This is a genomic window from Sphingomonas hankookensis, from assembly GCF_028551275.1.
GTDB lineage: Bacteria > Pseudomonadota > Alphaproteobacteria > Sphingomonadales > Sphingomonadaceae > Sphingomonas > Sphingomonas hankookensis_A.
On record NZ_CP117025.1, the window covers coordinates 1,143,333 to 1,170,100 of the forward strand.

A 26,768-nucleotide genomic window follows, 5' to 3' on the forward strand; every position below is an offset into this window, starting at 1 on the left:
GGCGATGCGCGATGGGGCGCGCATCGCCTCCATCCGCCAGGAACCCGAGTCCCATGAAATTCTTCGTCGACACCGCCGATACCAACGACGTCCGCGAACTGGCCGATACCGGCCTGCTCGACGGCGTCACCACCAACCCGTCGCTGATCCACAAGTCGGGGCGCGACTTCCTCGAAGTGGTCGCCGAAATCTGCTCGATCACCCCCGGGCCGGTATCGGCCGAAGTGGTCGCGCTCGACCATGAAGGCATGATGCGCGAGGCCGAAATCCTGCGCAAGATCGCCGACAATGTCGCGGTGAAGGTGCCGCTGACCATCGATGGCCTGAAGACCTGCAAGGCACTGACCGACGACGGCACGATGGTCAATGTCACCCTGTGCTTCTCGGCCAACCAGGCGTTGCTGGCCGCCAAGGCCGGCGCGACCTTCGTCTCGCCCTTCGTCGGCCGTCACGACGATATCGGCTTCGACGGCATGGGGCTGATCAGCGACATCCGTCTGATCTATGACAATTACGACTTCGGCACCGAAATCCTCGTCGCCAGCGTCCGGCATCCGATCCACGTCCTCGAATCGGCCAAGCTCGGCGCCGATGTGATGACCGCCCCGCCGTCGGTCATCCGCGCGCTGGTCAAGCATCCGCTGACCGACAAGGGCATCGAAGGCTTCATGGCCGATTGGGCCAAGTCGGGCCAGAAGATCGGCTGATCCGGGTTCGACAGCGGCTGCGGCATGGCGCTATCATTCGGCCATGACGCAGCCGCTGCCGCTGGCTTTCGCCACCCATCTCGCCCGCGACCGTCGCCGATCGACGCATACCGTCCGGGCCTATGCCGCGACCGCCGAACGGCTGATCGCCTTCCTGCAGGGGCATTGGGGCGGGGCGGTTGATGCCGCCGCGCTGCATCACCTCACCGCCGCCGACCTGCGCGCCTTCCTCGCCCATCGCCGCGAGCAGGGCTTGGGTAATGCCGCCGCTGCGCGCGAATTGTCGGCGGTGCGGGCCTTCATCGCTTTTACCGGGGGCGAAGCACCGCCGCTGCGTGGTCCCCGCGTCGCGAAGAACGTTCCCCGCCCGATTTCGCCCGACGACGCCGTCGCGCTGGCTGAAGAAGTAGCCGATGCTGCCGCCGAGCCATGGATCGGCGCGCGCGATTGGGCGATCCTGCTGCTGCTCTACGGTGCCGGCCTGCGCATCGGCGAGGCGCTGTCGCTGACCGGTTGCGTGCTGCCGCTCGGCGAGACGCTGGTCGTGACCGGCAAGCGCGACAAGACGCGCATGGTGCCGCTGCTGCCGCCGGTCCGTGCGGCGGTAGAGGCTTATGTCGCGCAGCAACCATGGGGCACCGCGCGCGATGCGCCGCTGTTCCGGGGGGCGAAGGGCGGCCCGCTTGACGCAGGCGTGGTGCGCAAGGCGGTGCGCACCGCGCGCGTCGCGCTGGGGTTGGGCGACCGCACCAGTCCCCACGCGCTGCGCCACAGCTTCGCGACGCATCTGCTAGGGCGCGGCGCGGACCTGCGCTCGCTGCAGGCGTTGCTGGGCCATGCCAGCCTGTCGTCGACGCAGATTTATACGGCGGTCGATGCCGCGCATTTGCTGGACGTGTACCGGAATGCGCATCCGCGTGGGTAGGGCGGTGCGGGAAACCTGACGTCTGACCCATTCTCAACGTCACCCCGGACTTGATCCGGGGTCCCGCTTCTTCTTCGAGCCGCCGCAACAAAGCGGGAGCCCGGGTCAAGCCCGGGGTGACGAAGGGGGGCAATGTGTCCCTCGACCGCTAGCCCAAAACACGAACGCCGCGCCGAACCTCGGTCCGACGCGGCGTCCGCCTTAACCCGATACCGGAAAGCCGTTACCCGGCCTGTTCGGCGAGGATCGTCAGCCCCTTGGCGGTCACCTCCGCAAAGCCGCCACGGATCGCGATGCGTTCCGCCTCGCCCTTTTCGGAGCGCTGGATCAGGACGTCGCCGTCACGGATCGTCGACATGAACGGGGCATGGCCCTCCAGCACGCCGAAGTCGCCTTCGGTGCCCGGTACGGTGACCATATAGACCGATTCCGACCGCACCAGCTTTTCGGGGGTCACGAGTTCGAAGTGCAGCATAGTTAGAACCTCACTCCCTCTCCCCTTCAGGGGAGAGGGCAGGGGAGAGGGGGTTTCGGCCGAGAGGTTCCGACTGCCCCTCTCCCCGACCCTCTCCCCGCAAGCGGGGAGAGGGAGATCGAATTACGCGTCCTGCGCCATCTTCTGCGCCTTGGCGACGACCTCGTCGATGCCGCCGACCATGTAGAAGGCCGATTCCGGCAGATGGTCATATTCACCTTCGACGACCGCCTTGAACGACTTCACCGTGTCTTCCAGCGCGACGAACTTGCCGCTGATGCCGGTGAAGACTTCGGCGACGTGGAACGGCTGGCTGAGGAACTTCTGGATCTTGCGGGCGCGGGCGACCGTGACCTTATCCTCTTCGCTCAGCTCGTCCATGCCGAGGATGGCGATGATGTCCTGCAGCGACTTGTAGCGCTGGAGCAGCGACTGCACGGCGCGCGCCGTGTCGTAATGCTCCTGCCCGACCGTGCGCGGTTCGAGAACGCGGCTGGTCGAATCGAGCGGATCGACCGCCGGATAGATGCCGAGTTCCGAGATCGCGCGGTTGAGCACGGTCGTCGCGTCGAGGTGGGCGAACGAGGTCGCCGGCGCCGGATCGGTCAAATCGTCCGCGGGGACGTAGATCGCCTGCACCGAGGTGATCGAGCCCTTGTTGGTCGAAGTGATGCGTTCCTGCAGCGCGCCCATGTCGGTCGACAGCGTCGGCTGATAGCCCACCGCCGAGGGAATGCGGCCGAGCAGCGCCGACACTTCCGAGCCCGCCTGGGTGAAGCGGAAGATGTTGTCGACGAAGAACAGCACGTCCTGCCCTTCGACGTCGCGGAAATATTCGGCGATCGTCAGGCCCGACAGCGCGACGCGCGCGCGGGCGCCCGGCGGCTCGTTCATCTGGCCGTATACCAGCGCGACCTTCGACCCCTCGCTCGTCGGATTGCCCTCGGCATCCTTGGCGATGACGCCCGCGTCGAGGAATTCATGGTACAGGTCGTTGCCCTCGCGGGTACGCTCACCGACGCCCGCGAATACCGACGTGCCGCCATGGCCCTTGGCGATGTTGTTGATGAGTTCCTGAATGAGAACCGTCTTGCCGACGCCCGCGCCGCCGAACAGGCCGATCTTGCCGCCCTTCGCGTAGGGGGCGAGCAGGTCGATGACCTTGATGCCGGTGACGAGGATCGCGCTCTCGGTCGACTGGTCGACGAATTCCGGCGCCTTGGCATGGATCGGGGCGGTGGTTTCCGCGCCGACGGGCCCGCGCTCGTCGATCGGCTCGCCGACGACGTTCAGGATGCGGCCGAGCGTCTTCGGGCCGACCGGAACGCGGATCTGCGAACCGGTGTCCTTGACCGACTGACCGCGCGTCAGGCCTTCGGTCGCGTCCATCGCGATCGTGCGGACGGTGTTCTCGCCCAGATGCTGCGCGACTTCGAGGACCAGCCGGTTGCCGTTATTGTCGGTTTCGAGCGCCGACAGGATGGCGGGCAGTTCGCCGTCGAACGTCACGTCGACGACCGCGCCGATCACCTGGCTGATGCGGCCGGTATTGTTGGTGCTGCCCTGCGGGGCGTAGGTGTCTGCGGCGGTTGCCATTACGGGTTCCTCGGGTGGCTGTCCCCGGCTTGGCGGCCGGGACGGGTAAAGGTCACGATCAGGCGACGTCCGCCGTCGATCGGTTCACGGGTAACTGTATAGTCCGCGCCGGGCAGGTTGCCCGAGGCGGGGCTTTCGGTACGGATCGCCTTTTCGACGACATCCTGCCCCGGCAGCGCCATCGATGCCAGCGGCCGGTTCACCCAGCGGATGAACTGGTCCTTCGCGAACGGGCTGGAATCGAGGTTCACGATGTCGAGCGTGAAGCGCAATTCGCCGATCCGCTGGGCATCGCCGGTCACGCTCAGGTTGGCGGTATTGACCGGCTTGATCGACGGGTCGGCCATCGGCGTCGGCTGCGCCGTGGCGACGAAGGCGCCGCCCTCCGGCGCATAGGCCGACAGGCGGAAACCCATGCCGTTCAGCAGCTCGATCGTGCGCGGCGCGTCGCCGAGCACCGTCGCCCAGCCGCCGGTGACGAACGGCGTCGGCGTCGCGCGCGGCTTCTCCGCCGCCTTGTCGGCAGCAGGCTGACCGCAGCCGGCCAGCATGGCGACGAGCGCCAGCAGGACGGCACGGCGGATCACAGCGCTTCGGCGCCCGAGATGATCTCGACCAGTTCGGTCGTGATCGCGGCCTGGCGGGTGCGGTTATATTCGATGGTCAGGCGGTTGATGAGGTCGCCCGCATTGCGCGTGGCATTGTCCATGGCCGTCATCTTCGACCCCTGCTCCGACGCCGCATTCTCGCGGATCGCGCGATAGATCTGCACCGCGATGTTGGTCGGCAGCAGGCTGTCGAGAATTGCTTCCTCGCTCGGCTCATATTCGACCACCGCGTCGGCGGCCGGCGCCTTGGTCGCGTCGGGAATCTTGACCGGGATCAGCTGCTGCTCGGTCGGCTCCTGCGTCAGTACCGTCTTGAACGTGGCGTAGAACAGGTGCGCGACGTCGAACTCGCCCGCTTCGTAGCGGCGGATCAGGTCGTCGGCATAGCCCTTCGCATCGGCGAAGGTCAGCTTGCCCAGATCGCCCGGCTCGACCGCATGGACGAACCCGTCGCGGAACTGGCGGGCCAGCACCGCGCGACCCTTGCGACCGATGGTCAGGAACTTGACGGTCTTGCCCTCGGCCTGCAGCTCGAGCGCACGACGACGGGCGAGACGGGCGATGTTCGAATTGAACGCGCCGGCCAGCCCCTTGTCCGACGTCGCGACGACGAACAGGTGAACCTGATCGCGGCCGGTGCCGGCGAGCAGCGGCGAGCTGCCCTCGGTGATCTGCGCGGTGCTCGCCAGGCTGGCGACGACCTGTTCGACCCGCTGGGCATAGGGGCGACCGGCCTCGGCCGCCTCCTGCGCACGGCGCAGCTTGGCGGCGGCGACCATCTTCATCGCCTTGGTGATCTTCTGCGTCGACTTCACCGAGCCGATGCGCAGTTTCAGGGCCTTGAGACTAGCCATTTGTCTTCCCTACTCCCTCTCCCCGCCTGCGGGGAGAGGGTCGGGGAGAGGGGGCTGTCGCAACGACGGTCCCGCTCGCCCCTCTCCCAACCCTCTCCCCTGGAGGGGAGAGGGCCTGATGGTTACGCGAAGGTCTTCGCGAACTGGTCGAGCGCGGCCTTCAGCCCCGACTTCGCCTCGTCGCCCAGATCCTTGGTGTCGCGGATCTTGGCCAGCACCTGCGGGTGGTTCGCCTTCAGATCCGACAGCATCGCCTGTTCGTAGCGGACGACGTCGTTCACCGGAACGGTGTCGAGATAGCCCTGCGTGCCGGCGAAGATCGACGCGACCTGCTCCTCGAACGGCATCGGTGAGAACTGCGCCTGCTTGAGCAGCTCGGTCAGACGCGCACCGCGGTTCAGCAGCTTTTGCGTCGACGCGTCGAGGTCCGAGCCGAACTGCGCGAAGGCGGCCATTTCGCGATACTGGGCCAGCTCCAGCTTGATGCTGCCCGCGACCTTCTTCATCGCCTTGGTCTGCGCGGCCGAACCCACGCGGCTGACCGAGAGGCCGACGTTGATCGCGGGGCGGATGCCGGCGAAGAACAGGTCGGTTTCGAGGAAGATCTGGCCGTCGGTGATCGAGATCACGTTGGTCGGGATATAGGCCGACACGTCGCCCGCCTGGGTTTCGATGATCGGCAGCGCGGTCAGCGAGCCGCCGCCATTGGCGTCCGACATCTTGGCGGCGCGCTCCAGCAGGCGGCTGTGCAGGTAGAACACGTCACCCGGATAGGCTTCGCGACCCGGCGGACGGCGCAGCAACAGCGACATCTGGCGATAGGCGACCGCCTGCTTCGACAGATCGTCGAACACGATCAGGCCGTGCATCCCGTTGTCGCGGAAATATTCGCCCATCGCGGTGCCGGTGTAGGGCGCAAGGTACTGCAGCGGAGCCGGGTCCGACGCGGTTGCGGCGACGACGATCGAATATTCCATCGCGCCGTTTTCTTCGAGCGTGCGCACCAGCTGGGCGACGGTCGAGCGCTTCTGGCCGACCGCGACATAGACGCAGTACAGCTTCTTGGATTCATCCGAGCCGGCATTCGCCGTCTTCTGGTTGATGAAGGTGTCGATCGCGACCGCCGACTTGCCGGTCTGACGATCGCCGATGATGAGTTCGCGCTGGCCACGGCCGACCGGCACGAGGGCGTCGATCGCCTTCAGGCCCGACTGCATCGGTTCGCTGACCGACTGGCGCGGGATGATGCCCGGCGCCTTCACGTCGACGCGGGCGCGCTGTTCCGAAACGATCGGCCCCTTGCCGTCGATCGGGTTACCCAGACCATCGACCACGCGACCCAGCAGGCCCTTGCCGACCGGAACGTCGACGATGGTGCCGGTGCGCTTGACGGTGTCGCCTTCCTTGATCGACGAGTCCGATCCGAAGATCACGACGCCGACGTTATCGGCTTCGAGGTTCAGCGCCATGCCCTGGATGCCGCCGCCGAACTCGACCATTTCGCCCGCCTGGACGTTGTCGAGCCCGTGGATGCGGGCGATGCCGTCACCGACCGACAGCACCTGGCCGACTTCCGAAACCTGCGCTTCGGTGCCGAAATTGGCGATCTGGTCGCGGATGACCTTCGAGATTTCTGCGGCGCGGATATCCATGTTCAGCCTTTCATCGCGTGCGCGAGCGTGTTCAGTCGGGTCTTGATCGAGCTATCGATCATCTGGCTGCCGATCTTCACGACCAGTCCGCCAAGGAGAGTGGGGTCGACCTTCAGGTCGATCGCGACCTCGCGGCCGACGCGGTGACGCAGCTGCTGCTTGAGCGCGTCGACCTGAGAATCGTCCAGCGGGTGGGCCGAAACGACTTCCGCATTGGTCTCGCCCCGCGAACGGGCGGCGAGGTCGCGGAACGCGCGGATGATCGCGGGCAGGTCGCCCAGGCGACGATTCTGCGCCAGTACGCCGAGGAAATTGGCGGTCAGCGGGTCGAGGCCCAGCACCGGGACCAGCGCGGCAATGGCGCGGGCCGCGTCGTCGCGACCGACCAGCGGGCTTTTCACCAGCGCCGACAGGTCCGCCGACTCGGTCATGGCCGACGACACCGTCTTCAGGCTCGATTCGACAGCCGTCAGCTGGCCCTGCTGCCGGGCGAGGTCAAACAGCGCGGTCGCATAGCGGCCGCCCAGGCTCGCCTGGATCGTACCGCCGCCACCAGTAGTTCCGCCGGATGTCTCCACGCGCGCGTCCTTGTCAGGGGTCAACTTCAAAATCCCATGCATGAAAGGGGGCCGCCATTCCAACCGCCGTCGCGACCGATGTCGCGCCGCTGACCGGCCCATGCGCCCCCGATGGGTCGTGGGGCCGCTAGCATCGGTGTCACGATTTCGCAAGCTTTGTGGGAGGTCGGTTCGCTCAATCCGATTCGAACCCAAGCTGAACGGGGAATGACATGTCCCGATTTCGGGTCAGCTCGTATCCCCGCGCAGGCGGGGATCCAGAGCCGCGACCGGCAGCGCTTGTAACGCTGGACCCCCGCCTACGCGGGGGTACGGTAATGCCCGGAGAAGGTTACTTCGCCGCCGTGCAGCGATACACCAGCCGTTCGTTCACCTGCGCGGGCAACGCCGTCCGAATCGCCGATTGCTGCGTCGCCAGCGCGGCGCGTCCGCCGGTGTCGGCGGCGCAGGCCTTTTGCTGTACCTGTCCGCGCAGCGTCCGCGCCCGCTCCATCGCGTCGGCCGACAACAGGTAACGGCTGTTGGTATAGCTGCCGCTGACCGGATCGAAGCGCAGAACCGACACCGTCGCATCCTCGTTCGGCACGAGAATCCGTTCCCAGCCGCCGCCCGGGGCCTCGGCATATTGGGTGCGGCCGTTCATGCACCCGTCCGCCCGCCAATCGAAGCGGACGGTTTCGACTGGCGGCTGGATGATCCGGCTGCGTTCGGGCACCAGCGCGCATTGCAGCGCGCCCGACAGCGGCGTCGCACGGGTCGCGGCGGTGCTGCCCGATTCGTCGGCGGGGGCAACCGATTCGGGATCGAAATCGGGCCGCAGCACGAACGTCGCGACCGCCGCGACGAAGAACACCCCGCCCGCGATCGCCGCCAGCCGCGCCTGCCGCTTCTGCTTCTTCAGCCGCCGCGTTGCCAGCATCCCGGCATAGCCGGCTGCCAGCACCGACAGCGCCAGCAGTACGGCGGCGATGGCGATCATGTTCTCGCGAGTCTCGGCATTGTCGGCGCGGGCCTTTTCCAGCGCGGCTTCGCGGTCGTCGCGGGCGCGTTCGGCGGCGGCACGGGCGCGCTCGCGATCCTCGATGCTCTGCCGTTCGGCATCGGCTCGGTCGCGCGCATCGGCATCGGCCAGCGTCAGGCAGGGGGTGGTGATGGTCGAGACGGGCTGGCTCGCCTCGCGCAGGAACGCGATTAGTTCGGCGTCCGCAATGGCGAAGGCGAAGCTCGCGTCACCCTCTTCGCCGCGGGTCAGCGCAGAATTGACGCCCAGCACCCGGCCGCACCGGTCGAGCAGCGGCCCGCCAGAATTGCCGCGCGCGATGCTGGCGGTGTGGACCAGCACGGCGGTCCCCTCCAGCGTGCGGTTGCCCGACATCACGCCCTGCGAGCGCACCGGCGCGGTCGGCGTTACGAAATCATCCGCTGACCGGGCGGTGGCGAGATCGACATTCCCCGGATAGCCGAGCGCGATCAGCGGATCGCTCTCGCCCAGCGGCCCGGTATAAAGGGTGAGCGGGGGCAGGCGCACGCCGCCGACCTCGATCAGCGCCAGGTCGCGCGACTTGTCGATGCGCAGCACGCGGCCCTCGAACGACTTGTCGCCCTCCGACGGGACCACGCCGACGACCGCTTCGCCGGGATAGCGTTCCAGCAGTTCGACGACATGCGCGTTGGTGACGATCCGGCCGGGCGCGATGGCGAAGCCGGTGCCGTGTTCGACATCGACCATTTCGCCATCGACGGTCGCGATCACCACGACCCGCACGACGCCGCGCGCCGCCGCCGACACATCGTCGGCGTGGGCCGGTGCGGTGAACACCAGCAACGCGGCCAGCGCCGCCAGCCAGCAGGTCAGCAATCGCATGATCGGCATCCCGTCTTTCCCCATGACGCCGCCGTTTCGGCGAAAGTAGGGCGCGGGGCAAGGGGGGGCTCGTTTCCGTATCCCCGCGCAGGCGGGGATCCAGAGTAACAAAGCGTGACGTGAGTGGCTCTGGACCCCCGCCTGCGCGGGGGCACGGATCACGCAGGAAGCTACACGAAACTATACGGATCGACGTCCACCGCCACCCGCACCTTCGTCCCCCATTCGACCCCGTCCAGCCAGTCGCGGATCACGTCCTGCACGTCGAGGCTGCGGGTGGCATGCACCAGCAGGCGGAAGCGGTGCCGCCCGCGCAGCATGGCGAGCGGCGCGGGGGCGGGGCCATAGACGTGACACCCCTCCACCTGCGGTGCGGCGCGGCCGATCGCGCGGGCGGTCGCCTCCGCCGCGCCCTTGTCCTCCGACGACACGATGATCGCGGCATAGCGGCCGAAGGGGGGCACGCCCGCCTCCTCGCGCGCTTCGGTCTCTGCGGCATAGAAGCTGTCGGCATCGCCCGAGATCAACGCCTGCATCACCGGCGCGCCCGGCTGCGTCGTCTGGATATAGACATGGCCGGGCTTGGTCCCGCGCCCCGCCCGACCCGCCACCTGCGCGATCTGCTGGAACGTCCGCTCCGACGCGCGCAGGTCGCCGCCCTGCAGCCCCAGATCGGCGTCGATCACCCCGACACAGGTCAGGTTGGGAAAATGATAACCCTTGGTCACCAGCTGCGTGCCGACGACGATGTCGATGTCACCCGCCTCCATCCGGCCCACGAACTCCGCCGCCTTGGCCGGGGACCAGATGGTGTCGGAGGTGACGATGGCGATCTTCGCGGTCGGCCACAGCGCCGCCGCCTCGTCCGCGATCCGCTCGACGCCGGGACCGCACGCGACCAGCGCGTCCTCCGCCTGGCATTCGGGGCAGGCGCGCGGCGTCGGAATGACATGCCCGCAATGATGGCACGACAGCCGGTGGATCAGCCGGTGCTCGACCATCCACGCCGTGCAATTGGGACATTGGAAGCGATGCCCGCACGAGCGGCACAAGGTCAGCGGCGCATAGCCGCGCCGGTTGAGGAACAGCAGCGCCTGTTCGTGTCGGCCCAGCGTCTCGTCGATCGCCTTGACCAAAGGTGCCGCGATCCAGCGACCGCGTTCGGGCGGTTGCTCGATCAGGTCGATCGCCTCGATCGTCGGCAGTTGCGCCTTGCCATAGCGACCGGGCAGCTTCACCTCGGTATAGCGGCCCTGCACCACCTGTTGCCGCGTCTCGATCGCCGGCGTGGCGCTGGCAAGGATCACCGGGCATTTCTCGAACAGCCCGCGCATCACCGCCACGTCGCGGGCGTGATAATGCACCCCTTCTTCCTGTTTGAAGCTCGTCTCGTGCGCTTCGTCGACGACGATCAGCCCGAGATTGGCATAGGGCAGGAACAGCGCCGAACGCGCGCCGACCACGACCTTCGCCTGTCCGCTGGCGATGGAGCGCCACGCCCGGCGCCGCTGGGTCGAGCGCAGGTCGCTGTGCCACGGCACCGGCTCGCAGCCGAAGCGCGCGGTGAAGCGCTTGAGGAACGGTTCGGTCAGCGCGATTTCGGGGAGCAGCACCAGCACCTGCCGATCCTGCCGGATCGCCGCCGCGACTGCTTCGAAATACACTTCGGTCTTGCCCGATCCGGTGACGCCGTCGAGCAGGAAGGGGTGGAAGGCGTGCGCATCGACCGCCCCGGTCAGCCGGTCGGCGGCCGCCTGCTGGTCGTCGGAAAGTGCCGGCTGGTGATGGTCGGGGTCGGGGGTCGGATAGGGCTGGTCGATATCGACCGACACCGCCTCGATCGCGCCGAGCTTGACCAGCCCCCGAATCACCGCGTCGGACACATCGGCGATGGCAGCCAGTTCGCGCACCAGCCCGCGCCGCTCGCCGATCCGCTCCAGCGCCTGTTCGCGTTGTGCCGTCATGCGGTCGGGCACCACGCCGGTCGCACGATATTCGATGGCGAGCTTCGCCCCCTCCAGCGCCGAGGTGGAGGCAAGGCACATGCGCAGCACCGATGCCGGCGCGGCGAGATAATAGCCCGCCGTCCACTCCACCAACCGGCGAAGCGGCGCCGCGATCGGCGGCACGTCGGCGGCCGCCAGCAGCGGGCGCAGCCGGTTGTCGCCGACCTCTTCCGCCGCCAGCCGCTCGGCATCCCACACCACGCCCAGCAACTGCCGGGGGCCGAGCGGGGCGGTGACGATCGAGCCGGGTTCGACGGTCATGCCATGCGGCACGCGGTAGTCGAGCGGCCCGAGTGCAGCGTTGAGCAGGAGGACGCGGGCGCGGGACATGGACAGGTAGATAGGCGCGCGGCGGCGAATGGGGAACCATCGCCGGACCGTAAAGAGAACGTGCCCCCGCGAAGGCGGGGGCCCAGAGCCCAACCGAGCCGAAGCCTCGTGGCCATAACCCTGGACCCCCGCCTGCGCGGGGGTACGGATCGTTGTTGCCAGGCCTTACAGCGCCAGTCGCGCCGTCACCCGGATATCGCGCCCGGCCAGCGGAGCGAAGTCCTTGAGGAAGCTGGCATGCCGCCGCGCCTCGACGTCGAAGATATTGTTCGCCGACACCATCAGCGTCGTCTTGCTGTCGCGCCCGAACGGCCGCAGCGAGACCGAGGCGTTGACCATCGTATAGGCCGGCGTCACCGTCTCCAGCTCGGCGACACGGTCCTGCGCGGTCACATGCTCGACCTCGCCGCGCACCTGCACCAGCCGGCCCTGCGCCTCGACACCGCCCAGCACGCGCAGCGGCGGGATGCGCGGGGCGGGGCCGCGATCGACGATCGTCGCGCGGGTATAATCGGCCAGGCCGTCGATATTGATCGCCGTCTCGCCGAAGGTCGCGACGCGCGCCGATGCCTCCGCCTCGAACCCCCACAGCCGCGCATCCGCCTGCGAATATTGGAACACCGGCAGGTGATCTTCCTCCTCGCCGGTCGGGTTCTCGTAGATGAAGTTGCGGAACCAGTTGTGATAGGCCGACAACCCGAAGCTGTAGCCGTCGCCCGACCCCTTCAGCGTCGCTTCCAGCCCGTCGCTGATTTCCTTGGCAAAGCCCGGGTTGCCGATTTCGAACGCCTGCGTGCCGGCATGCGGGCCGTTGGCGAACAGTTCCTCGGCCGAGGGCGCACGTTCGGTATGGCTGGCGTTCAGGCCGAAACGGACATTGTCCGCCAGCCCGACACTGGCGCCGAGCGAGCCGGAAAAGCTGTTGAAGCGGCGGCGGATATTGTCGTTGCCGAGATCGATATCGGCCGCGGCGCGGGCGACCGAATATTCATAGCGCCCGCCCGCTTCGGCACGGAACGCGCCTAGGTCGAACGACTGGAGCGTGAACAGGCCGAATTGCTGCGTCTCGCTTTTGGGAATGAATTTCTCTTCGCCGATGATGTTCAGGTCGCGGATATACATCTGCCCGCCGAACGCGCCGCGCCATGCGCCGCGTGCCGCCTGCACCGCCTCGACACGCGCTTCCAGCCCGCGATTGTAGAAGCTGGTGCCGATCTCGCCGGTATCCTCGATCTCGTCATGGCGGTAATCGGCGATGCCGCCGCGCACGCGCAGCTTTTCGATGAAGCCGTCGCCGGTATTCACCTCGGCGCGCATGTCGGCGCGGGTCTGGCGGACGTGCAGCGTCACCTGCTCGTGGCCGTGACCCTCTTCCTCGCCCCCTTCTTCGCCTTCATGGTCGTGGTCATGCTCGGCGACGTCGAACCGCTCGGGCACGCCGTAGCGATTGTCGAGATGGCTGACCGAGAAGCCGAGATTGCCGGTATCGGTCACGATCGCGGCACCGCCGGCCACTTCCCACATCCGCGACTGCGAATTGGGCAGCCGCCCGCGCAGGTCGGCCAGCTCGCGCACCTCCGCCTCGTCGCTCGCCGCCGCCTGCGCCCGCAACGGGCGCGACAACAGGTAGCCGCCGGTGCGCAGGTCGTCGGTCTTGCCATAGGTGCCGTCGAGGTGGAACACGACCTTGTCGGTCACCGGCACGTCGACCGCCGCCGACGCATTGCGCTCGTTCGCGGCGGAGCCATAGGTGGCGATCGCGTCGACATGGATCGGTTCGTCGGGCACCCGGCGCGGGATGCGGCTGTCGATGACGTTGACCACGCCGCCGATCGCCGACGACCCGAACAGCAGCGCCGAGGGGCCACGCAGCACTTCGATCCGGTCGGCGGTCAGCGGATTGATCGCGACGGCGTGGTCGACCGAGGTGTTGGACACGTCGAAGCTGCCGATGCCGTCGGTCAGCACGCGCACGCGCTCGCCCTGCAGGCCGCGCAGCACCGGGCGCGACGCGTTGGGGCCGAAGCTGGTCGCCGATACGCCGGGCTGGCGGGCCAGCGTCTCACCGATGGTCGGGCGCAGTTCGCGGGTCAGATTCTCGCCGCTCAGCACGCTGGTGCCCGACAGGATATCGGCCTGGTTGCGCTGATAGGGGGCAGTGATGATGATCTCGGGCGGGGCCTCGCTATGATAGCCGTCGGTCGTCGTCGCGGTGCCCTGCGCGGTCGTGCTCTGGGCAAAGGCGGCGGCGGGCAGGGCCAGGGCGGTGGTCGACAGCCACAGGGCGGGACGGAACATTGCGAAGCACTCCAGTTTATCGAGACTCGATCCGGTAGCGTAATATGATACAACATACCACGACTTTGTGCATCGCAGCGGTGATGGCGTCGCGCACCCTCGGGTTGCGTACCCTTTCGTTTCCGGCAAAGGTCCGCGCCATGACGAGCAAGACCGCCGCGACGCCCGCCGACACCGCCGATGCCGAAGCCGCCGACGACCGCCGCTACCGCGCGCCCGCGCTGGAAAAGGGGCTCGACATCCTCGAACTGCTGGCCGGGGTGACGACCCCGCTGACGCTGACGCAGATCGTGCAGCGCTTGGGCCGATCGCATGGTGAGCTGTTCCGCATGGTGCAGGTGCTGGAATATCGCGGCTATCTGACGACCGAGGCGGGCGGGGACGGCTATACGCTCAGCGACCGATTGTTCTCGCTCGGCATGAACCAGCCGCGCACCCGCTATCTGATCGAGGTCGCGCTGCCCGAGATGCGGCAGCTGGCGCAGGAAACCGGCCAATCGTGCCATGTCGCGGTGCACACCATGGGCGACATGGCGGTCATCGCGCGGATGGAATCGGCCGACCAGCTCGGCTTCTCGGTCCGGGTCGGCTATCGCCGGCCGCTGTTGCAGGCGGCGTCGGGCGTCGTGCTCTACGCCTTCCAGCCCGACGATGTGCGCGCGCGGTGGGAAGCGATGCTCGACCCCAGGCCGACGCCCGAGGCGCTGGCGACCTTCCGCACCCATGCCGAGGAAGTCCGCGCCGCCGGGATCGAGCGCACCCCCAGCCGCTTCGTCAGCGGCGTGACCGACCTGTCGGCGCCGATCCTGCGCGGCGGCGTCGCGGCGGCGGCGCTGACCATGCCCTATCTGTCGAAACTGGGCGAGGCCGACACGACCGACGCGGCGGCGGCGGCGGTACAGGCGGCCGCAGCACGGATTTCGGAACAACTGGTCGACGATGACCATCATCCCTGAAGGGCGCCGACAACCGTTCCGTACCCCCGCGCAGGCGGGGGTCCAGAGCCGAGCAGAACAACAGGTTGCGTTTGCCGCCCTGGACCCCCGCCTGCGCGGGGGTACGGTCGGGCATAGGGCTATTCTCGCGGGCCAAGCCGTGACTCCTGGCTGCACGGGGGTACGGTGTTTGACGTGTGCCTCCCCGCCCACCACGCTTTCCAGTTGCATGAAAAACTACGTTCAAATATGAAAACACTTCGGCGTCGGGGATGACGACCGGAACGGGGCGGATCGAACATTCACGGGCGGCGCCCCATGGGGGCTGCGTATGACGATCATCACCCGGCTATCGGTCCACGACATCCGGTTTCCGACCTCTGCCTTTCTCGACGGCTCCGACGCGATGAATCCGGAGCCGGACTACTCGGCGGCCTATTGCATCCTCGAAACCGACACGCCGGGGCTGGAGGGGCACGGCCTGACCTTCACCATCGGGCGCGGCAACGACCTGTGCTGCGCGGCGATCGCGACGCTGGCGCCGTTGATCGAGGGGTTGGCGCTCGACGATATTCGCAAAGACGGTGCCGGCTTCTGGCGACGGATCACCGGCGACAGCCAGCTGCGCTGGGTCGGCCCGGAAAAGGGGATCATCCACCTCGCCACCGGCGCGGTCGTCAATGCGGTGTGGGATTTGCTGGCCAAGGCGGCGGGCCTGCCTTTGTGGGACTATATCGGGTCGATGACCCCGGCCGAGATCGTCGGGCTGATCGACTTCCGCTACATGACCGACTGCATCGCCCCCGACGAAGCGGTCGCGCTGCTGGAGGAACGCGCGATCGGCAAGGCGGAACGGCGGGCGACGCTGCTGGCGGAGGGTTATCCCGCCTATACCACCTCGCCCGGCTGGCTCGGCTATTCCGATGAAAAGCTGGTCCGCCTGTGCAAGGAAGCGGTCGCCGAGGGCTTCACCCACATCAAGCTGAAGGTCGGCGGCGATCCCGCCAACGATCGCCGCCGCGTGGCGCTGGCCCGCGAGACGGTCGGGGCGGACATCGACCTGATGATCGACGCCAATCAGGTCTGGGAAGTGTCGGAGGCGATCGCCCGCGTCAACGACCTCGCCTTCGCCAAGCCCCGCTTCATCGAGGAGCCAACTTCACCCGACGATGTCGAGGGGCATCGCGCGATCCGCGAGGGGGTGAAGCCGGTGCAGGTCGCCACCGGCGAGATGTGCCAGAACCGCATCGTCTTCAAACAGTTCATCATGCGCCACGCATTGGACGTGGTGCAGATCGACGCCTGTCGCCTGGGCGGCGTGAACGAGGTGCTGGCGGTGCTGCTGATGGCCGCGCGCTTCAACCTCGCCGTGTGGCCGCATGCCGGGGGCGTGGGGCTGTGCGAATATGTCCAGCACCTCTCGATGATCGACTATCTGTGCTTTTCGGGCGTGAAGCACGACCGCGCCGCCGAGTTCGTCGATCACCTGCACGAACATTTCCTCGACCCCTGCGTGGTCGAAAACGGCGCCTATCGCGCGCCGACGCGGCCGGGCTATTCGATCGAGATGAAGCCGGAATCGATGGCAGCGCATCGCTGGACGGGTTCGCGCTGACCTCAAGTCGTTCGCCGTCACCCCGGCCTTGAGCCGGGGTCCCGATTCTTCTTCTGCTAGGGGTGAAAAGCGGGATCCCGGGTCAGGCCCGGGGTGACGGTGGAGAGCGACACGCTTCTGTCGCAAATCGCGCTTCGTTGCCTGTCCGCGACAAATTGCGACAACCTTCGCATTGCGCCATTCGACGTGGCGCGTATGAAATCGCATCTGAAACTTTCGGATGTGGCGATGGTTGTGCGTCGGCGCATCCGCGCCGCTTTCCTGTCGCAAAGGTTGTCGCCTTGATCCGATCCGCGTCGCCGCGCGTCCGCCCGTTCCTGTTGCTGCCCGTCCTGATCGCGCTGTCTGCCTGCGGCGGTGGAGAGGAAAAGGCGACGAAGAACGGCCGCGGCAACCAGGGACCGGCACAGGTCGGCTTCGTCGTGGTGCAACCCACCAGCGTCGCCCAGACCGCCGATCTCGCCGCGCGGGTCGTCGCGTTCCAGCAGTCGGAGGTCCGTCCGCAGGTCGCCGGGCTGATCCGCAAACGCTATTTCACCGAAGGCGCGTTGGTCCGTGCCGGACAGACGCTCTACCAGATCGATCCGCGCCTCTATCGTGCGCAGGCCAATGAAGCGGTCGCCAACCTCAACAGCGCCCGCGCCAATGCCGAGGCGACCCGCGTCCGCGCCGAACGCTACCGCCCGCTGGCGGAGATCGAGGCGGTCAGCCGCCAGGACTATACCGACGCCGCCGCGCAGGCGCGTCAGGCCGCCGCCGCCGTCGAACAGAGCCGGGCGCAGTTGGAGACGGCGCGCGTGAACCTGTCCTTCACCAACGTCCCCGCACCGATCACCGGACGGATCGGGCGCAGCTATTTCACCGAAGGCGCGCTGGTCACCACCAACCAGGCCGATCCGCTGGCGGTGATCCAGCGGCTCGACCCGATCTTCGTCGATATCCAGCAATCTGCCGCCGACCTCCTTGCGCTGCGTCGCGAGCTGGCCAGCGGCGGGGTGGTCCCGGCATCGGCCGCTGTCCGCCTGAAACTGGAGGACGGCAGCGACTTCGGCCAGACCGGCACGGTCCAGTTCGCCGAGGTGATGGTCAATGCCCAGACCGGCACGGTGACGCTGCGCGCCCGCTTCCCCAATCCCCAGGGCATCTTGCTGCCCGGCATGTTCGTCCGCGCGCAATTCGCGCAAGCGATCGACCAGCGCGCGATCCTCGTGCCCCAACAGGCGGTGAAGCGCGATCCCAAGGGGCAGGCGACCGTCTTCGTCGTCGGCCCGAACGATACCGCCGTGCAAAAGACGGTGCAGGCCGACCGCACCCAGGGCGAATTCTGGGTCGTGACCGGTGGCCTCAACCCCGGCGACAAGGTGATTACGCAGGGGACCGCGAACCTGCGCCCTAACGCGAAGGTCCGGCCGGTCCCGGCCAATACCCCGCAACGCGTTCAACCCAAGCCGCAGGGCGACAAGGCTGCCACGTCACAGAAGGCGGGATAAGCCATGTCACGTATCTTCATCGACCGCCCGATCTTCGCATGGGTGATCGCGATCATCGTGATGCTGGGCGGGCTGGGCGCGATCCTGTCGCTGCCGATCGCCCAATATCCTGACGTCGCCCCGCCACAGGTCAATATCCGCGCGACCTATCCCGGTGCGAATGCGGAAACGATCCAGAACTCGGTCACCCAGATCATCGAACAGCAGCTGACCGGCATCGATGGCCTGCTCTATTTCAGCTCGCAAAGCAGCTCGCGCGGGCAGGTGACGATCAGCGCGACCTTCGACAAGGGCGTCGATCCCGATATCGCGCAGGTGCAGGTGCAGAACCAGGTGCAGCAGGCCCTGTCGCGCCTGCCGCAACAGGTCCAGCAGCAGGGTATCCGCGTCACCAAGTCGAACCCCGACTTCCTGATGATCGTCGGCATTTTCGACGAAACCGACCAGCGCACCAATGGCGACGTGTCGGACTATATGGAGGCGAACCTCGTCGAGCCGCTGGCGCGGATCAACGGCGTCGGCGAAACCAACGTGTTCGGATCGCAATATGCGATGCGCATCTGGCTCGACCCGGCGAAGCTCGCCTCCTTCTCGCTGATGCCCGGCGATGTCATCACCGCGATCCAGAACCAGAATACCGAAGTCGCCGCGGGCGAACTGGGCGGCCAGCCGTCCGGCCCCGAACAGCAGTTGAACGCCACCGTCACCGCCCAGTCGCGGCTCCAGACCCCGGCGCAGTTTCAGGCGATCATCCTGAAGACGTTGCCCGACGGCTCGACCGTGCGGCTCGCCGATGTCGCGCGCATCGAACTGGGCCAGGAAAACTACGCGGCGTTGAGCCGGGTCAACGCCCATCCCGGCGCCGGCCTCGCCATCAGCCTCGCGCCCGGCGCCGACGCGCTGGAGACCGCCGAGCTGGTCAAGGCGGAGGTCGAACGCCAATCGGCCAAATTTCCCGCCGGGCTGACCTTCGCCTATGCCAACGACACCACCGCCTTCATCAAGCTGTCGATCGAGGAAGTGGTCAAGACGCTGGTCGAGGCGGTCATCCTCGTCGTCATCGTCATGTTCGTGTTCCTGCAGAGCTGGCGCGCGACGCTGATTCCGACGATCGCGGTGCCCGTCGTGCTGCTCGGCACCTTCGGCATCTTCTATCTCTTCGGCTTTTCGATCAACACGCTGACGCTGTTCGGACTGGTGCTCGCCATCGGCCTGCTGGTCGACGACGCGATCGTCGTGGTCGAGAATGTCGAGCGCCTGCTCGAAGAAAATCCCGACATGTCGCCGCGCGATGCGACGATTCAGTCGATGGAGGAAATCCAGGTCGCACTGGTCGCGATCGGCATCGTGCTGTCGGCGGTGTTCCTGCCGATGGCGTTCTTCGGCGGGTCGACCGGGGTCATCTATCGCCAGTTTTCGGTGACGATCGTCGCCGCGATGGTACTGTCGGTGCTGGTCGCGCTGATCCTGTCGCCGGCGCTGACCGCGACCCTGCTCAAGCAGAAGAAGCGCGGCGAGGACGGCAGCCTCGAGGGCGGCTGGCTGGAACGCAAATTCCCGCGCGTCGCACATTTCGGCGAACGGCTCCGCGTCGGCTTCAACACCCGGTTCGACCGGGGCGTGGCGAAGTATGAACGCGGCGTCGTCCATGTCATCGACCGCAAATGGCTCTATCTGCTACTCTATGCGGCGGTGCTCGCCATCCTCGCGCTCCTCTTCTTCCGCCTGCCGACCAGCTTCCTGCCGACCGAGGATCAGGGGGCGGCGACCGTCCGGTTCCAGCTGCCCGCCGGGTCGACGCGCAGCCGGACCGAAGAGGTGCAGCGCGCGGTCGAGAAATATCTGCTGACCTATGAGAAGGACAATATCCGCACCATCCTGACCGTCGCCGGCGGCGGCGGCGGCAGTTCGGGGCAGAATACCGGGCAGGGGTTCATCAACTTCACCGACTGGGCGGAACGCAAGGGCAAGGAAAACAGCGCCGACGCGATCGTCGCGCGCGCCTCCGCCGCGTTCGGCGGCTTGCGCGATGCGCAGGTCTTCGCGCTGCTGCCTCCCGCGGTGCGCGGCCTGGGACAGGCGAACGGCTTCACCATGGAGCTGCAGAACGCCAGCGGCATGACCACCGCCGAATTTGCCGAAGCGCGCGACAAGCTGCTGGCCGCCGCCAATGCCGATCCGATGCTGACCGGGGTGCGCCTGTCCGAACTGCCCGACATCGCGACGCTGAACGTCGATATCGACCAGCAGCGGCTCTCCACGCTCGGCCTGACGCAGGGCGATGTGAACAACACGTTGTCGACCGCCTGGGGCGGCCGCTACGTCAACGACTTCATCGATCGCGGCCGGGTGAAGCGCGTGTTCGTTCAGGGCGACGCGCCCTATCGCAGCGAACCGACCGACCTCAGCCAATGGTTCGTGCGCGGATCGAACGGGCAGATGGTGCCCTTCTCCTCCTTCTCGCGCACCGGCTGGACCGTCGCCCCGACCACCCTGTCGCGCTTTCAGGGCCTGCCCTCGTTCGAATTTCAGGGGCAGGCGGCACCCGGCGTCAGCTCGGGCGAGGCGATGGAGCGCATCGCCGAACTCGCTGGCCAGATTCCGGGCACCAGCGTCGCCTGGGCCGGGCTGTCGTTTCAGGAGCGGCTGTCGTCGGGGCAGGCGCCGATCCTCTACGGCCTGTCGATCCTCGTCGTGTTCCTCTGCCTCGCCGCACTGTATGAAAGCTGGTCGATCCCGATCGCGGTGCTGCTGGTCATCCCGCTCGGGCTGATCGGGGCGATCGCCTTCGTCACGCTGCGTGGGCTGGAGAACGACGTCTATCTCCAGATCGGGTTGCTGACGACGATGGGCCTCGCCGCCAAGAACGCGATCCTGATGATCGAATTCGCCGAACAGGCGGAAAAGAAGGGCGCGCGCGTCATCGATGCCGCGCTGGAGGCAGCGCGCATCCGCCTGCGCCCGATCCTGATGACGTCGCTCGCCTTCATCTTCGGCGTGCTGCCGCTCGCCATCTCGACCGGGGCGGGGGCCAACAGCCGCATCGCCATCGGCACGGCGGTGATCGGCGGCATGTTCACCGCGACGGTGCTGGCGATCTTCTACATCCCGCTGTTCTTCGTGATGGTCCGGCGCGGGGTGCGCGACGGTCTCGCCAGGCTGCGTCACAAGCCACAAAAGGAGGCCGAGGCATGAAGCGGCTGACCATCCCGCTCGCCGCATTGCTCGCCGGCTGTTCGATGACCCCGGCCTATGAACGGCCGACCGCGGTCGTGCCGCCGTCATGGCCGGTCGGCGACGCCTATCTGCGGCAAAGCGAGGCGAGCCTGCCCTCGCTGACCTTCGAACAGGTCTTCACCGCGCCGGGGCTGCGGACCCTCGTCCAGCAGGCGCTCGCCAACAACCGTGATCTGCGCATCGCCGCCGCCAATATCCGCGCGGCCCGCGCGCAATATCGCATCCAGCGCGCGGACCTGTTGCCGCAGGTCGATGCGTCGGCCCGTTACAGCTATCGCGGCACCGGCGACGGTGCGTCGACCATCGCCGTGCCGGGCACCGGGACGGGTGGCGGCGGTACGGGCACCGGGACCGGACAGCCGGGAACCGGCACCGGCGGGACCGGGGGCACCGGCGGTACGGTCGTCACCAGCGGTCGGTCGCCCAGCAGCTTCTCGCTCGACCTCGGCGCGACCGCGTTCGAACTCGACCTGTTCGGCCGCATCCGCTCGCTGACCGAGGCGGAGCAGAACCGCTATTTCTCGACCGAAGCCGGTGCGCGCGCCACGCGCCTGACCTTGGTCGGCGACATTGCCGAAGCATGGGCGACCTATGGCGCCGACCGCAGCCTGATGGCGGTGGCGGAGGCGACGGCGGCCAGCGCGCGGCGCAGCGTCACGCTGACCCGCGCCCGGCTGCAGGGCGGAATCGCCCCGCGCACCGACGTGCGCCAGGCCGAACAGATCCTCGCCACCGCCGAAAGTGACCTCGCCGAACAGCGCACGCAACTGGCGCAGGACATCAACGCGCTGCAACTGCTGGTCGGTGCGCCGATCGATCCCCGGCTGCTGCCCGCCTCGATCGATGTCGCGCTGCCGACCATCGCGAACCTGCCGGCGGGAATCGACTCCTCGATCCTGCTGCGCCGTCCCGACGTGGTGCAGGCGGAATATGAGCTGCTGGCGGCCAATGCCGATATCGGCGCGGCACGCGCGGCGCTGTTCCCGCGCCTGTCGCTGACCGGGCTGGTGGGGTTCGCCAGCGACGCGCTGCGCACGCTCTTCACCGGCGGCGCGTTCAACTATTCGGTCGCGCCCTCGCTCAGCTATCCGATCTTCCGCGCCGGCGCCGGCCGGGCAGGGGTCGAGTTCAGCAAGGCGCAGCGCGACGCGCTGCTCGCCACCTATGAACGCACCATCCAGTCGGCGTTCCGCGACGTCGCCGACGCGCTCGCGCGGCAGGGGACCATCGCCGACCAGACCCGCGCCGAACAGGCCAATCTGGTCGCCGCGCAGGACACGTTCCGCCTGACCGAGGCCAGATACCGGGGCGGCATCGACACCTTCCTCACCAGCCTCGACGCGCAGCGCAGCTATTACAGCGCGCAACGCCGCCTCGTCGCGACGCAGCTGGTCGCGGCGACCAACCGCGTGACGCTGTACCGTTCGCTGGGCGGCGATTCGCTGCTGGAGGCGGGGCCAAACGGCCCGGTGCCGGTGACTCCCGCGACGTCCGCCCAAATGCGTTGACCGTACCCCCGCGTAGGCGGGGGTCCAGGGTCTAGAACGCAACGTCTGTTTGCGGGGCTCTGGACCCCCGCCTGCGCGGGGGTACGAGGTGGGCAGCTAACTTTAAGCCGCCGCCCCCCACCCCGCCGGCTCATCATCATTCGCCGCCTTCCGCGCCACCCGCACCCGCCGCGTCCGCCGCCCCCGCGACCGGGGCAGCACCCGCGCCACCCACAGCTTGAGCGACGCCCCCCGCACGGCGCCTGCCACCGCCAACGCCGCCAGCATCGCATCGAGATAGGCGGCGACATCGACCGCCATCAGCACCCCGGCCAGCTCGGGCGACCCCATCGCCGATACGATAATCATGTCGCCGCCCATCCAGACGATGGTCCCCGCCGCCGCCGACAGCATCGCGAACAGCAGCCAATGCCCCGGCGTCAGCGACGCGAACCGCCGCGCCACCGGCAGCACCAGCAGTCCGGCCAGCACCCGCGCCACCGGCAGCTCCGGCCACAACCGCAGCACGACGATACAGGCGACGAAGGTAGCAGCGACGATCGGCATATGTTTCCCCTCCGCAACGACATGGGGAGCCGACCACCGGCCGTAAAGATCAGCCGCCGTCGACGATCAGGTCGACCGACGTACCCCGCCCCTCGGGTGACAGGAACACGGCATAGGCGGCATTGCCGCGCGTACCGCCCAGCACGTGCTGGCCGCCCTCGGCCTGATGCTCCGCCGAATAGCCGCCCTTCCTGGCGCGGGTGTAATACCAGTCGACCATGCGATCGACCGGCTGGGCGATGGTGAAGCTGACCACCCGCATCCGGCAGCCATCGGCATCGGTGCCGGCCGCTTCGGACAGCCGCGCATCGGGGTGGAGGGCAAAGGCGGCTGGCAGGCGGTTGGCCCAGGCGGCGCTATAGGCGACCTTCGCCGCGCATTGCCGGTTGCCGGCCTTCTGCACCGCGGCCAGTTCCCCCAGCGTCAGCGCCTCGCGCCCGCCCTTGCACGACGGACAGGCGCCGGGCTTCGGCGCGGATTGCAGCGATTCGGCCTGCGCCCCGCTGCCCGACGCGACATCGGCGGCCGGGGCGGCGGCGCTGTACGGCTTGTCGGCCGGACGCACCGCGCCATTGCCCGATTGCCCGGTCAGGCTGGGGTCGACCATGATCTGGTCCTGCAACGCCGCGGTCACCGCCGGATCGCCGGCATTGCCGCGCAGCAGTTCGGCGTCGAGCGTGTCGACATTGTTCGCGGGCGCATCGCCGCCCCTGTTGCACGCACTCAGCAGCGCCAGCGGCAACAGCATGGAAACAGGACGAATCATCGGCGACGCACTCCGCGGGGTCAGGGCCGCCGGACGCTACGCCCGCGCGGTTAAGATTCCATCGTAACCGAAAATCACCCCGCCGCCATTGCCGTGGGCGTCATGCGGGGCCATGTGCTGTCCCATGTTGAACATCGTCTCGATCCTGATCGGTCTCGTCGCGCTGGTGATCGCCATCCCCGCGCTCATCCCCGTCGTCTCGCTGATGAACTGGATCGCCTTTCCGATCGCGCTGGTCGGGTTCGTGGTCGGGCTGCTGTCGTCGAAGAATACCGGCCGCAACCTCAACCTCGTGATCCTGATCGTGGCGGGTCTCCGCCTGTTCCTGACCGGCGGCCTGATCTAATCTCGATGGACGAGGGGGTGGACCGGCGCGGGCTGGCGTTCGGCGTCGGCGCCTATGCGCTGTGGGGGCTGTTGCCGCTCTATTTCCGGCTGCTGGGGCCGATAGACGCGGGGGAGATCGTGGCGCAGCGCGTGCTGTGGTCGGCGCTGCTCGTCGCGGTCATCGTCGTCGCGGTCGGGCGCGGCGCCCAGTTGCGCGCGGCCTTTGCCGATCGCCGCGCGCTCGCCAACCTCGTCGCCAGTGCGGCATTCATCGCGATCAACTGGCTGGTCTATGTCTGGGCGGTGCTCCACGGCGAAGTGCTCGCCGCCAGCCTCGCCTATTTCCTGAACCCGCTGCTCAACGTGCTGCTGGGCGTCGTTCTGCTCGGCGAACGCATGAACCGGACGCAAGGCGCGGCGGTGGCGTTGGCCGGGGCAGGGGTGGCGCTGTTCGCCTTCGGATCGTCGTGGATCGCGCTCGGCATCAGCCTCAGCCTCGCGATCAGCTTCGCGCTCTATGGCCTGATCCGCAAGACGGTATCGGTCGGCGCGCTCGAAGGGCTAATGGTGGAGACCACGCTGTTGGCACCCGTCGCGCTCGGTTATCTGCTGTTGCTCAGCACCACCCAGCCGCTGGCATTCGATCAGGGCGCGGGCATGGCCGCATTGTTGGTCGTTGCCGGAGCAGTCACCACCGCGCCGCTGCTGCTCTTTTCCGCCGCCGCGCGCCGGTTGCGGCTGGCGACGATGGGAATGCTGCAGTTCCTTGCGCCCTCGCTGCAGTTCCTGATCGCCATCTTCGTGTTCGGCGAAACGCTGACGCCGGTGCGCATGGGCTGTTTCGCGCTGATCTGGGCCGGCCTTGCCGTCTATGTCGTCGGCGGGCGCAGGCCGGGGCGGCGCGATGCCACCCCGACCCGGGCCTGAAGGCTTAGCGGCAGACCACCTGCCCGCGATCGACCGAGCGGCCGAGCAGCGCACCCGCACCGCCGCCGATCAACGTGCCCAGCAGGCTCGACTGGCCGCCGGCAATGACATTGCCCAGCACGCCGCCACCCAGGCCACCGATGATGAGTCCAGTGGTGCCGTCGCTGCGGCGGCAATAATAGCGATTGTCCTGCCCGCGATAGATGCGGTCGTTCCGGGTCAGCCGGCGCGGCTGGTAATAGCGGCCGTCGCGATAGTAACGGTCGGCCCAATAGCGGTTCTGGCCCGGTTCGAACCGGTTGTAGTTATAGTTGCGATAGGCGCGCCAGTCGCGCTGGTCGCGACGCAGGTCGCGCCGGGCATCGTTCACGTCGCGGCGGTATTCGCGCTCGGCACGGCGCACGTCGCGGGGGCTGTCGGCATTGCGCAGGTCGCGGCGATAGTCGCGGCGGGCGTCGCGCACTTCGTCGCGATATTCCTGGCGCGGGGTCTGCGCCATCGCGGGGGCGGCGGCGATCGTCGGCAGGGTCACGGCCGCAACCATCGCGGCGAGGATCGGAGTACGCATCATTCTACTCCTGTCCAGAGGATGGGCGGTAGAACGACGCGACCTCGATCGCGGTTGCGTGAACGGAAAACTACTTCCCGTTCATTTTCACGTCAGGCGTATTGCTGACCAGGATAGGCGAACAACAGGTCCGAGTCCTCGCTCGCCTGCAACTGCACTTCACCTTCGAAGGTCAGGCAGTCGCCGGCGGTCCATTTCGTACCGTCGGCCGTTCCATTGCCGGTAACGGGAACGAACCAGCCCTTTACGCCTGCCGGAACTTTGACGCTGCGGTCGCCACCGGTCCAGCGTTCCAGCACGAACTTCGGCCCGTTGACCAGGATCGCGCGGTTCTCCGCGATCTGGCCCGGCGCTTCCGGCGCCACGAACGGCCGCGCGTCCGACACCGCGACGCCATCCTCCAGATGCAGCTCGCGCGGGCGGCCATAATCGTACAACCGGTACGTCGTTTCCGAATTCTGCTGGATCTCGATCAGCGTGATGCCGGCGCCGATCGCATGGACCGTGCCCGACTTGGCATAGAAGAAATCGCCGGCCTTCACCGGCTTCCAGTCCAGCTTCTGCTCGATCGACCCGTCGAGCGCCGCATCGCGCAGCTGCTCGGCGGTCATCGGTTCGAGGGTGCCGAGCGCAATGGTCGAATCGGGCTCGGCCGCCAGCAGCGTCCAGCACTCGTCCTTGCCGCGCGGCAGGCCGCGGGCCTGCGCCTGGCGGTCGTCGGGATGGACCTGCACCGACAGTTTTTCCGAGGTGAAGAGATATTTCACCAGCAGGTCGGGGGTGTCGTCGCCCGGCGTCTTGTACCAGATCTCGCCGACCGGATCGGCATCGGCCGGCTGATCGGCGAAACCGAAGCCGAGGGAATGGCGGCCCCACGGCTTTTCGACGCGGTGCATTTCGAGCTTGGTGACGGGCATGGGATCGCTCCGGATCGTCGTTGAACGGGTCCGCGTGCT

General features: G+C 67.7%; 22 protein-coding genes. 9 read left to right on the top strand and 13 right to left on the bottom strand.

Annotated features, from left to right (window positions below; genetic code table 11):
- Positions 1–53: 53 nt before the first annotated feature.
- Both fsa and PPZ50_RS05545 read left to right on the top strand, forming a co-directional pair.
- The gene (gene fsa, locus PPZ50_RS05540; RefSeq protein ID WP_066688193.1) at positions 54–707 is read left to right on the top strand and encodes a fructose-6-phosphate aldolase; all 654 of its coding nucleotides are present in this window, start codon (positions 54–56) and stop codon (positions 705–707) included.
- A 43-nt stretch (positions 708–750) separates the two neighbouring features.
- Complete coding sequence (locus PPZ50_RS05545; protein WP_066688195.1) at positions 751–1,632, top strand: tyrosine recombinase XerC; 882 nt, start codon at positions 751–753, stop codon at positions 1,630–1,632.
- Positions 1,633–1,855: 223 nt separating this feature from the next.
- Here the strand turns inward: PPZ50_RS05545 and PPZ50_RS05550 are convergent, their stop codons facing one another.
- The 9 genes from PPZ50_RS05550 to PPZ50_RS05590 all read right to left on the bottom strand — a co-directional run bounded on the left by PPZ50_RS05550 (position 1,856) and on the right by PPZ50_RS05590 (position 13,893).
- Positions 1,856–2,107, bottom strand: coding sequence for an ATP synthase F1 subunit epsilon (locus PPZ50_RS05550; protein ID WP_066688197.1), 252 nt, complete (start codon positions 2,105–2,107; stop codon positions 1,856–1,858).
- 123 nt (positions 2,108–2,230) lie between these two features.
- Positions 2,231–3,703 (bottom strand): F0F1 ATP synthase subunit beta, encoded by a 1,473-nt coding sequence (gene atpD / locus PPZ50_RS05555; RefSeq protein WP_066688199.1) that lies wholly within the window; start codon positions 3,701–3,703, stop codon positions 2,231–2,233.
- The gene (locus PPZ50_RS05560; protein WP_066688201.1) at positions 3,703–4,290 is read right to left on the bottom strand and encodes a hypothetical protein; all 588 of its coding nucleotides are present in this window, start codon (positions 4,288–4,290) and stop codon (positions 3,703–3,705) included. The genes atpD and PPZ50_RS05560 overlap by 1 nt, the downstream gene beginning before the upstream one ends.
- Positions 4,287–5,165, bottom strand: a complete 879-nt coding sequence (locus PPZ50_RS05565; protein WP_066688203.1) for a F0F1 ATP synthase subunit gamma — start codon at positions 5,163–5,165, stop codon at positions 4,287–4,289. The genes PPZ50_RS05560 and PPZ50_RS05565 overlap by 4 nt, the downstream gene beginning before the upstream one ends.
- Before the next feature lie 122 nt (positions 5,166–5,287).
- Positions 5,288–6,817 (bottom strand): F0F1 ATP synthase subunit alpha, encoded by a 1,530-nt coding sequence (atpA, locus tag PPZ50_RS05570; protein WP_066688204.1) that lies wholly within the window; start codon positions 6,815–6,817, stop codon positions 5,288–5,290.
- A gap of 2 nt (positions 6,818–6,819) precedes the next feature.
- Positions 6,820–7,395 carry a F0F1 ATP synthase subunit delta gene (locus PPZ50_RS05575; protein WP_066688322.1) on the bottom strand — a complete coding sequence of 192 codons (576 nt, stop codon included), beginning with the start codon at positions 7,393–7,395 and terminating at the stop codon, positions 6,820–6,822.
- Positions 7,396–7,726: 331 nt separating this feature from the next.
- Entirely contained in the window at positions 7,727–9,259 is a 1,533-nt protein-coding gene (locus PPZ50_RS05580) for a S1C family serine protease (RefSeq protein WP_066688324.1), read from the bottom strand.
- Between the two features lie 170 nt (positions 9,260–9,429).
- Complete coding sequence (locus tag PPZ50_RS05585; RefSeq protein WP_066688209.1) at positions 9,430–11,595, bottom strand: primosomal protein N'; 2,166 nt, start codon at positions 11,593–11,595, stop codon at positions 9,430–9,432.
- A gap of 165 nt (positions 11,596–11,760) precedes the next feature.
- Positions 11,761–13,893 (bottom strand): TonB-dependent receptor, encoded by a 2,133-nt coding sequence (locus PPZ50_RS05590; protein ID WP_066688211.1) that lies wholly within the window; start codon positions 13,891–13,893, stop codon positions 11,761–11,763.
- Positions 13,894–14,033: 140 nt separating this feature from the next.
- Here PPZ50_RS05590 and PPZ50_RS05595 point away from each other — a divergent pair, with 140 nt between their 5' ends.
- The 5 genes from PPZ50_RS05595 to PPZ50_RS05615 all read left to right on the top strand — a co-directional run bounded on the left by PPZ50_RS05595 (position 14,034) and on the right by PPZ50_RS05615 (position 22,678).
- Positions 14,034–14,849: an IclR family transcriptional regulator gene (locus PPZ50_RS05595; RefSeq protein WP_066688326.1), complete on the top strand. Its 816-nt coding sequence runs from the start codon at positions 14,034–14,036 to the stop codon at positions 14,847–14,849.
- Between the two features lie 310 nt (positions 14,850–15,159).
- On the top strand, positions 15,160–16,443 hold the full coding sequence (locus PPZ50_RS05600) for an L-fuconate dehydratase (protein ID WP_066688212.1): 1,284 nt from the start codon (positions 15,160–15,162) through the stop codon (positions 16,441–16,443).
- Between the two features lie 281 nt (positions 16,444–16,724).
- The gene (locus tag PPZ50_RS05605) at positions 16,725–17,933 is read left to right on the top strand and encodes an efflux RND transporter periplasmic adaptor subunit (RefSeq protein WP_232307851.1); all 1,209 of its coding nucleotides are present in this window, start codon (positions 16,725–16,727) and stop codon (positions 17,931–17,933) included.
- Between the two features lie 3 nt (positions 17,934–17,936).
- On the top strand, positions 17,937–21,128 hold the full coding sequence (locus tag PPZ50_RS05610; RefSeq protein WP_066688213.1) for an efflux RND transporter permease subunit: 3,192 nt from the start codon (positions 17,937–17,939) through the stop codon (positions 21,126–21,128).
- Complete coding sequence (locus tag PPZ50_RS05615) at positions 21,125–22,678, top strand: efflux transporter outer membrane subunit (protein ID WP_066688214.1); 1,554 nt, start codon at positions 21,125–21,127, stop codon at positions 22,676–22,678. The genes PPZ50_RS05610 and PPZ50_RS05615 overlap by 4 nt, the downstream gene beginning before the upstream one ends.
- A gap of 102 nt (positions 22,679–22,780) precedes the next feature.
- Here the strand turns inward: PPZ50_RS05615 and PPZ50_RS05620 are convergent, their stop codons facing one another.
- On the bottom strand, positions 22,781–23,224 hold the full coding sequence (locus PPZ50_RS05620; RefSeq protein ID WP_066688216.1) for a hypothetical protein: 444 nt from the start codon (positions 23,222–23,224) through the stop codon (positions 22,781–22,783).
- A gap of 49 nt (positions 23,225–23,273) precedes the next feature.
- Positions 23,274–23,990 carry a hypothetical protein gene (locus tag PPZ50_RS05625; protein ID WP_084401268.1) on the bottom strand — a complete coding sequence of 239 codons (717 nt, stop codon included), beginning with the start codon at positions 23,988–23,990 and terminating at the stop codon, positions 23,274–23,276.
- Between the two features lie 124 nt (positions 23,991–24,114).
- Between PPZ50_RS05625 and PPZ50_RS05630 the strand changes: the two genes are divergently transcribed.
- The gene (locus tag PPZ50_RS05630) at positions 24,115–24,336 is read left to right on the top strand and encodes a hypothetical protein (protein ID WP_066688220.1); all 222 of its coding nucleotides are present in this window, start codon (positions 24,115–24,117) and stop codon (positions 24,334–24,336) included.
- A 5-nt stretch (positions 24,337–24,341) separates the two neighbouring features.
- Positions 24,342–25,244, top strand: a complete 903-nt coding sequence (rarD, locus tag PPZ50_RS05635; protein WP_066688221.1) for an EamA family transporter RarD — start codon at positions 24,342–24,344, stop codon at positions 25,242–25,244.
- 4 nt (positions 25,245–25,248) lie between these two features.
- Here rarD and PPZ50_RS05640 read toward each other — a convergent pair whose 3' ends face one another.
- Together PPZ50_RS05640 and PPZ50_RS05645 are read right to left on the bottom strand one after the other, a co-directional pair.
- Positions 25,249–25,812 (bottom strand): glycine zipper 2TM domain-containing protein, encoded by a 564-nt coding sequence (locus PPZ50_RS05640; RefSeq protein WP_157092672.1) that lies wholly within the window; start codon positions 25,810–25,812, stop codon positions 25,249–25,251.
- 92 nt (positions 25,813–25,904) lie between these two features.
- Positions 25,905–26,729, bottom strand: a complete 825-nt coding sequence (locus PPZ50_RS05645; protein WP_066688222.1) for a class I mannose-6-phosphate isomerase — start codon at positions 26,727–26,729, stop codon at positions 25,905–25,907.
- Between the last annotated feature and the right edge of the window lie 39 nt (positions 26,730–26,768).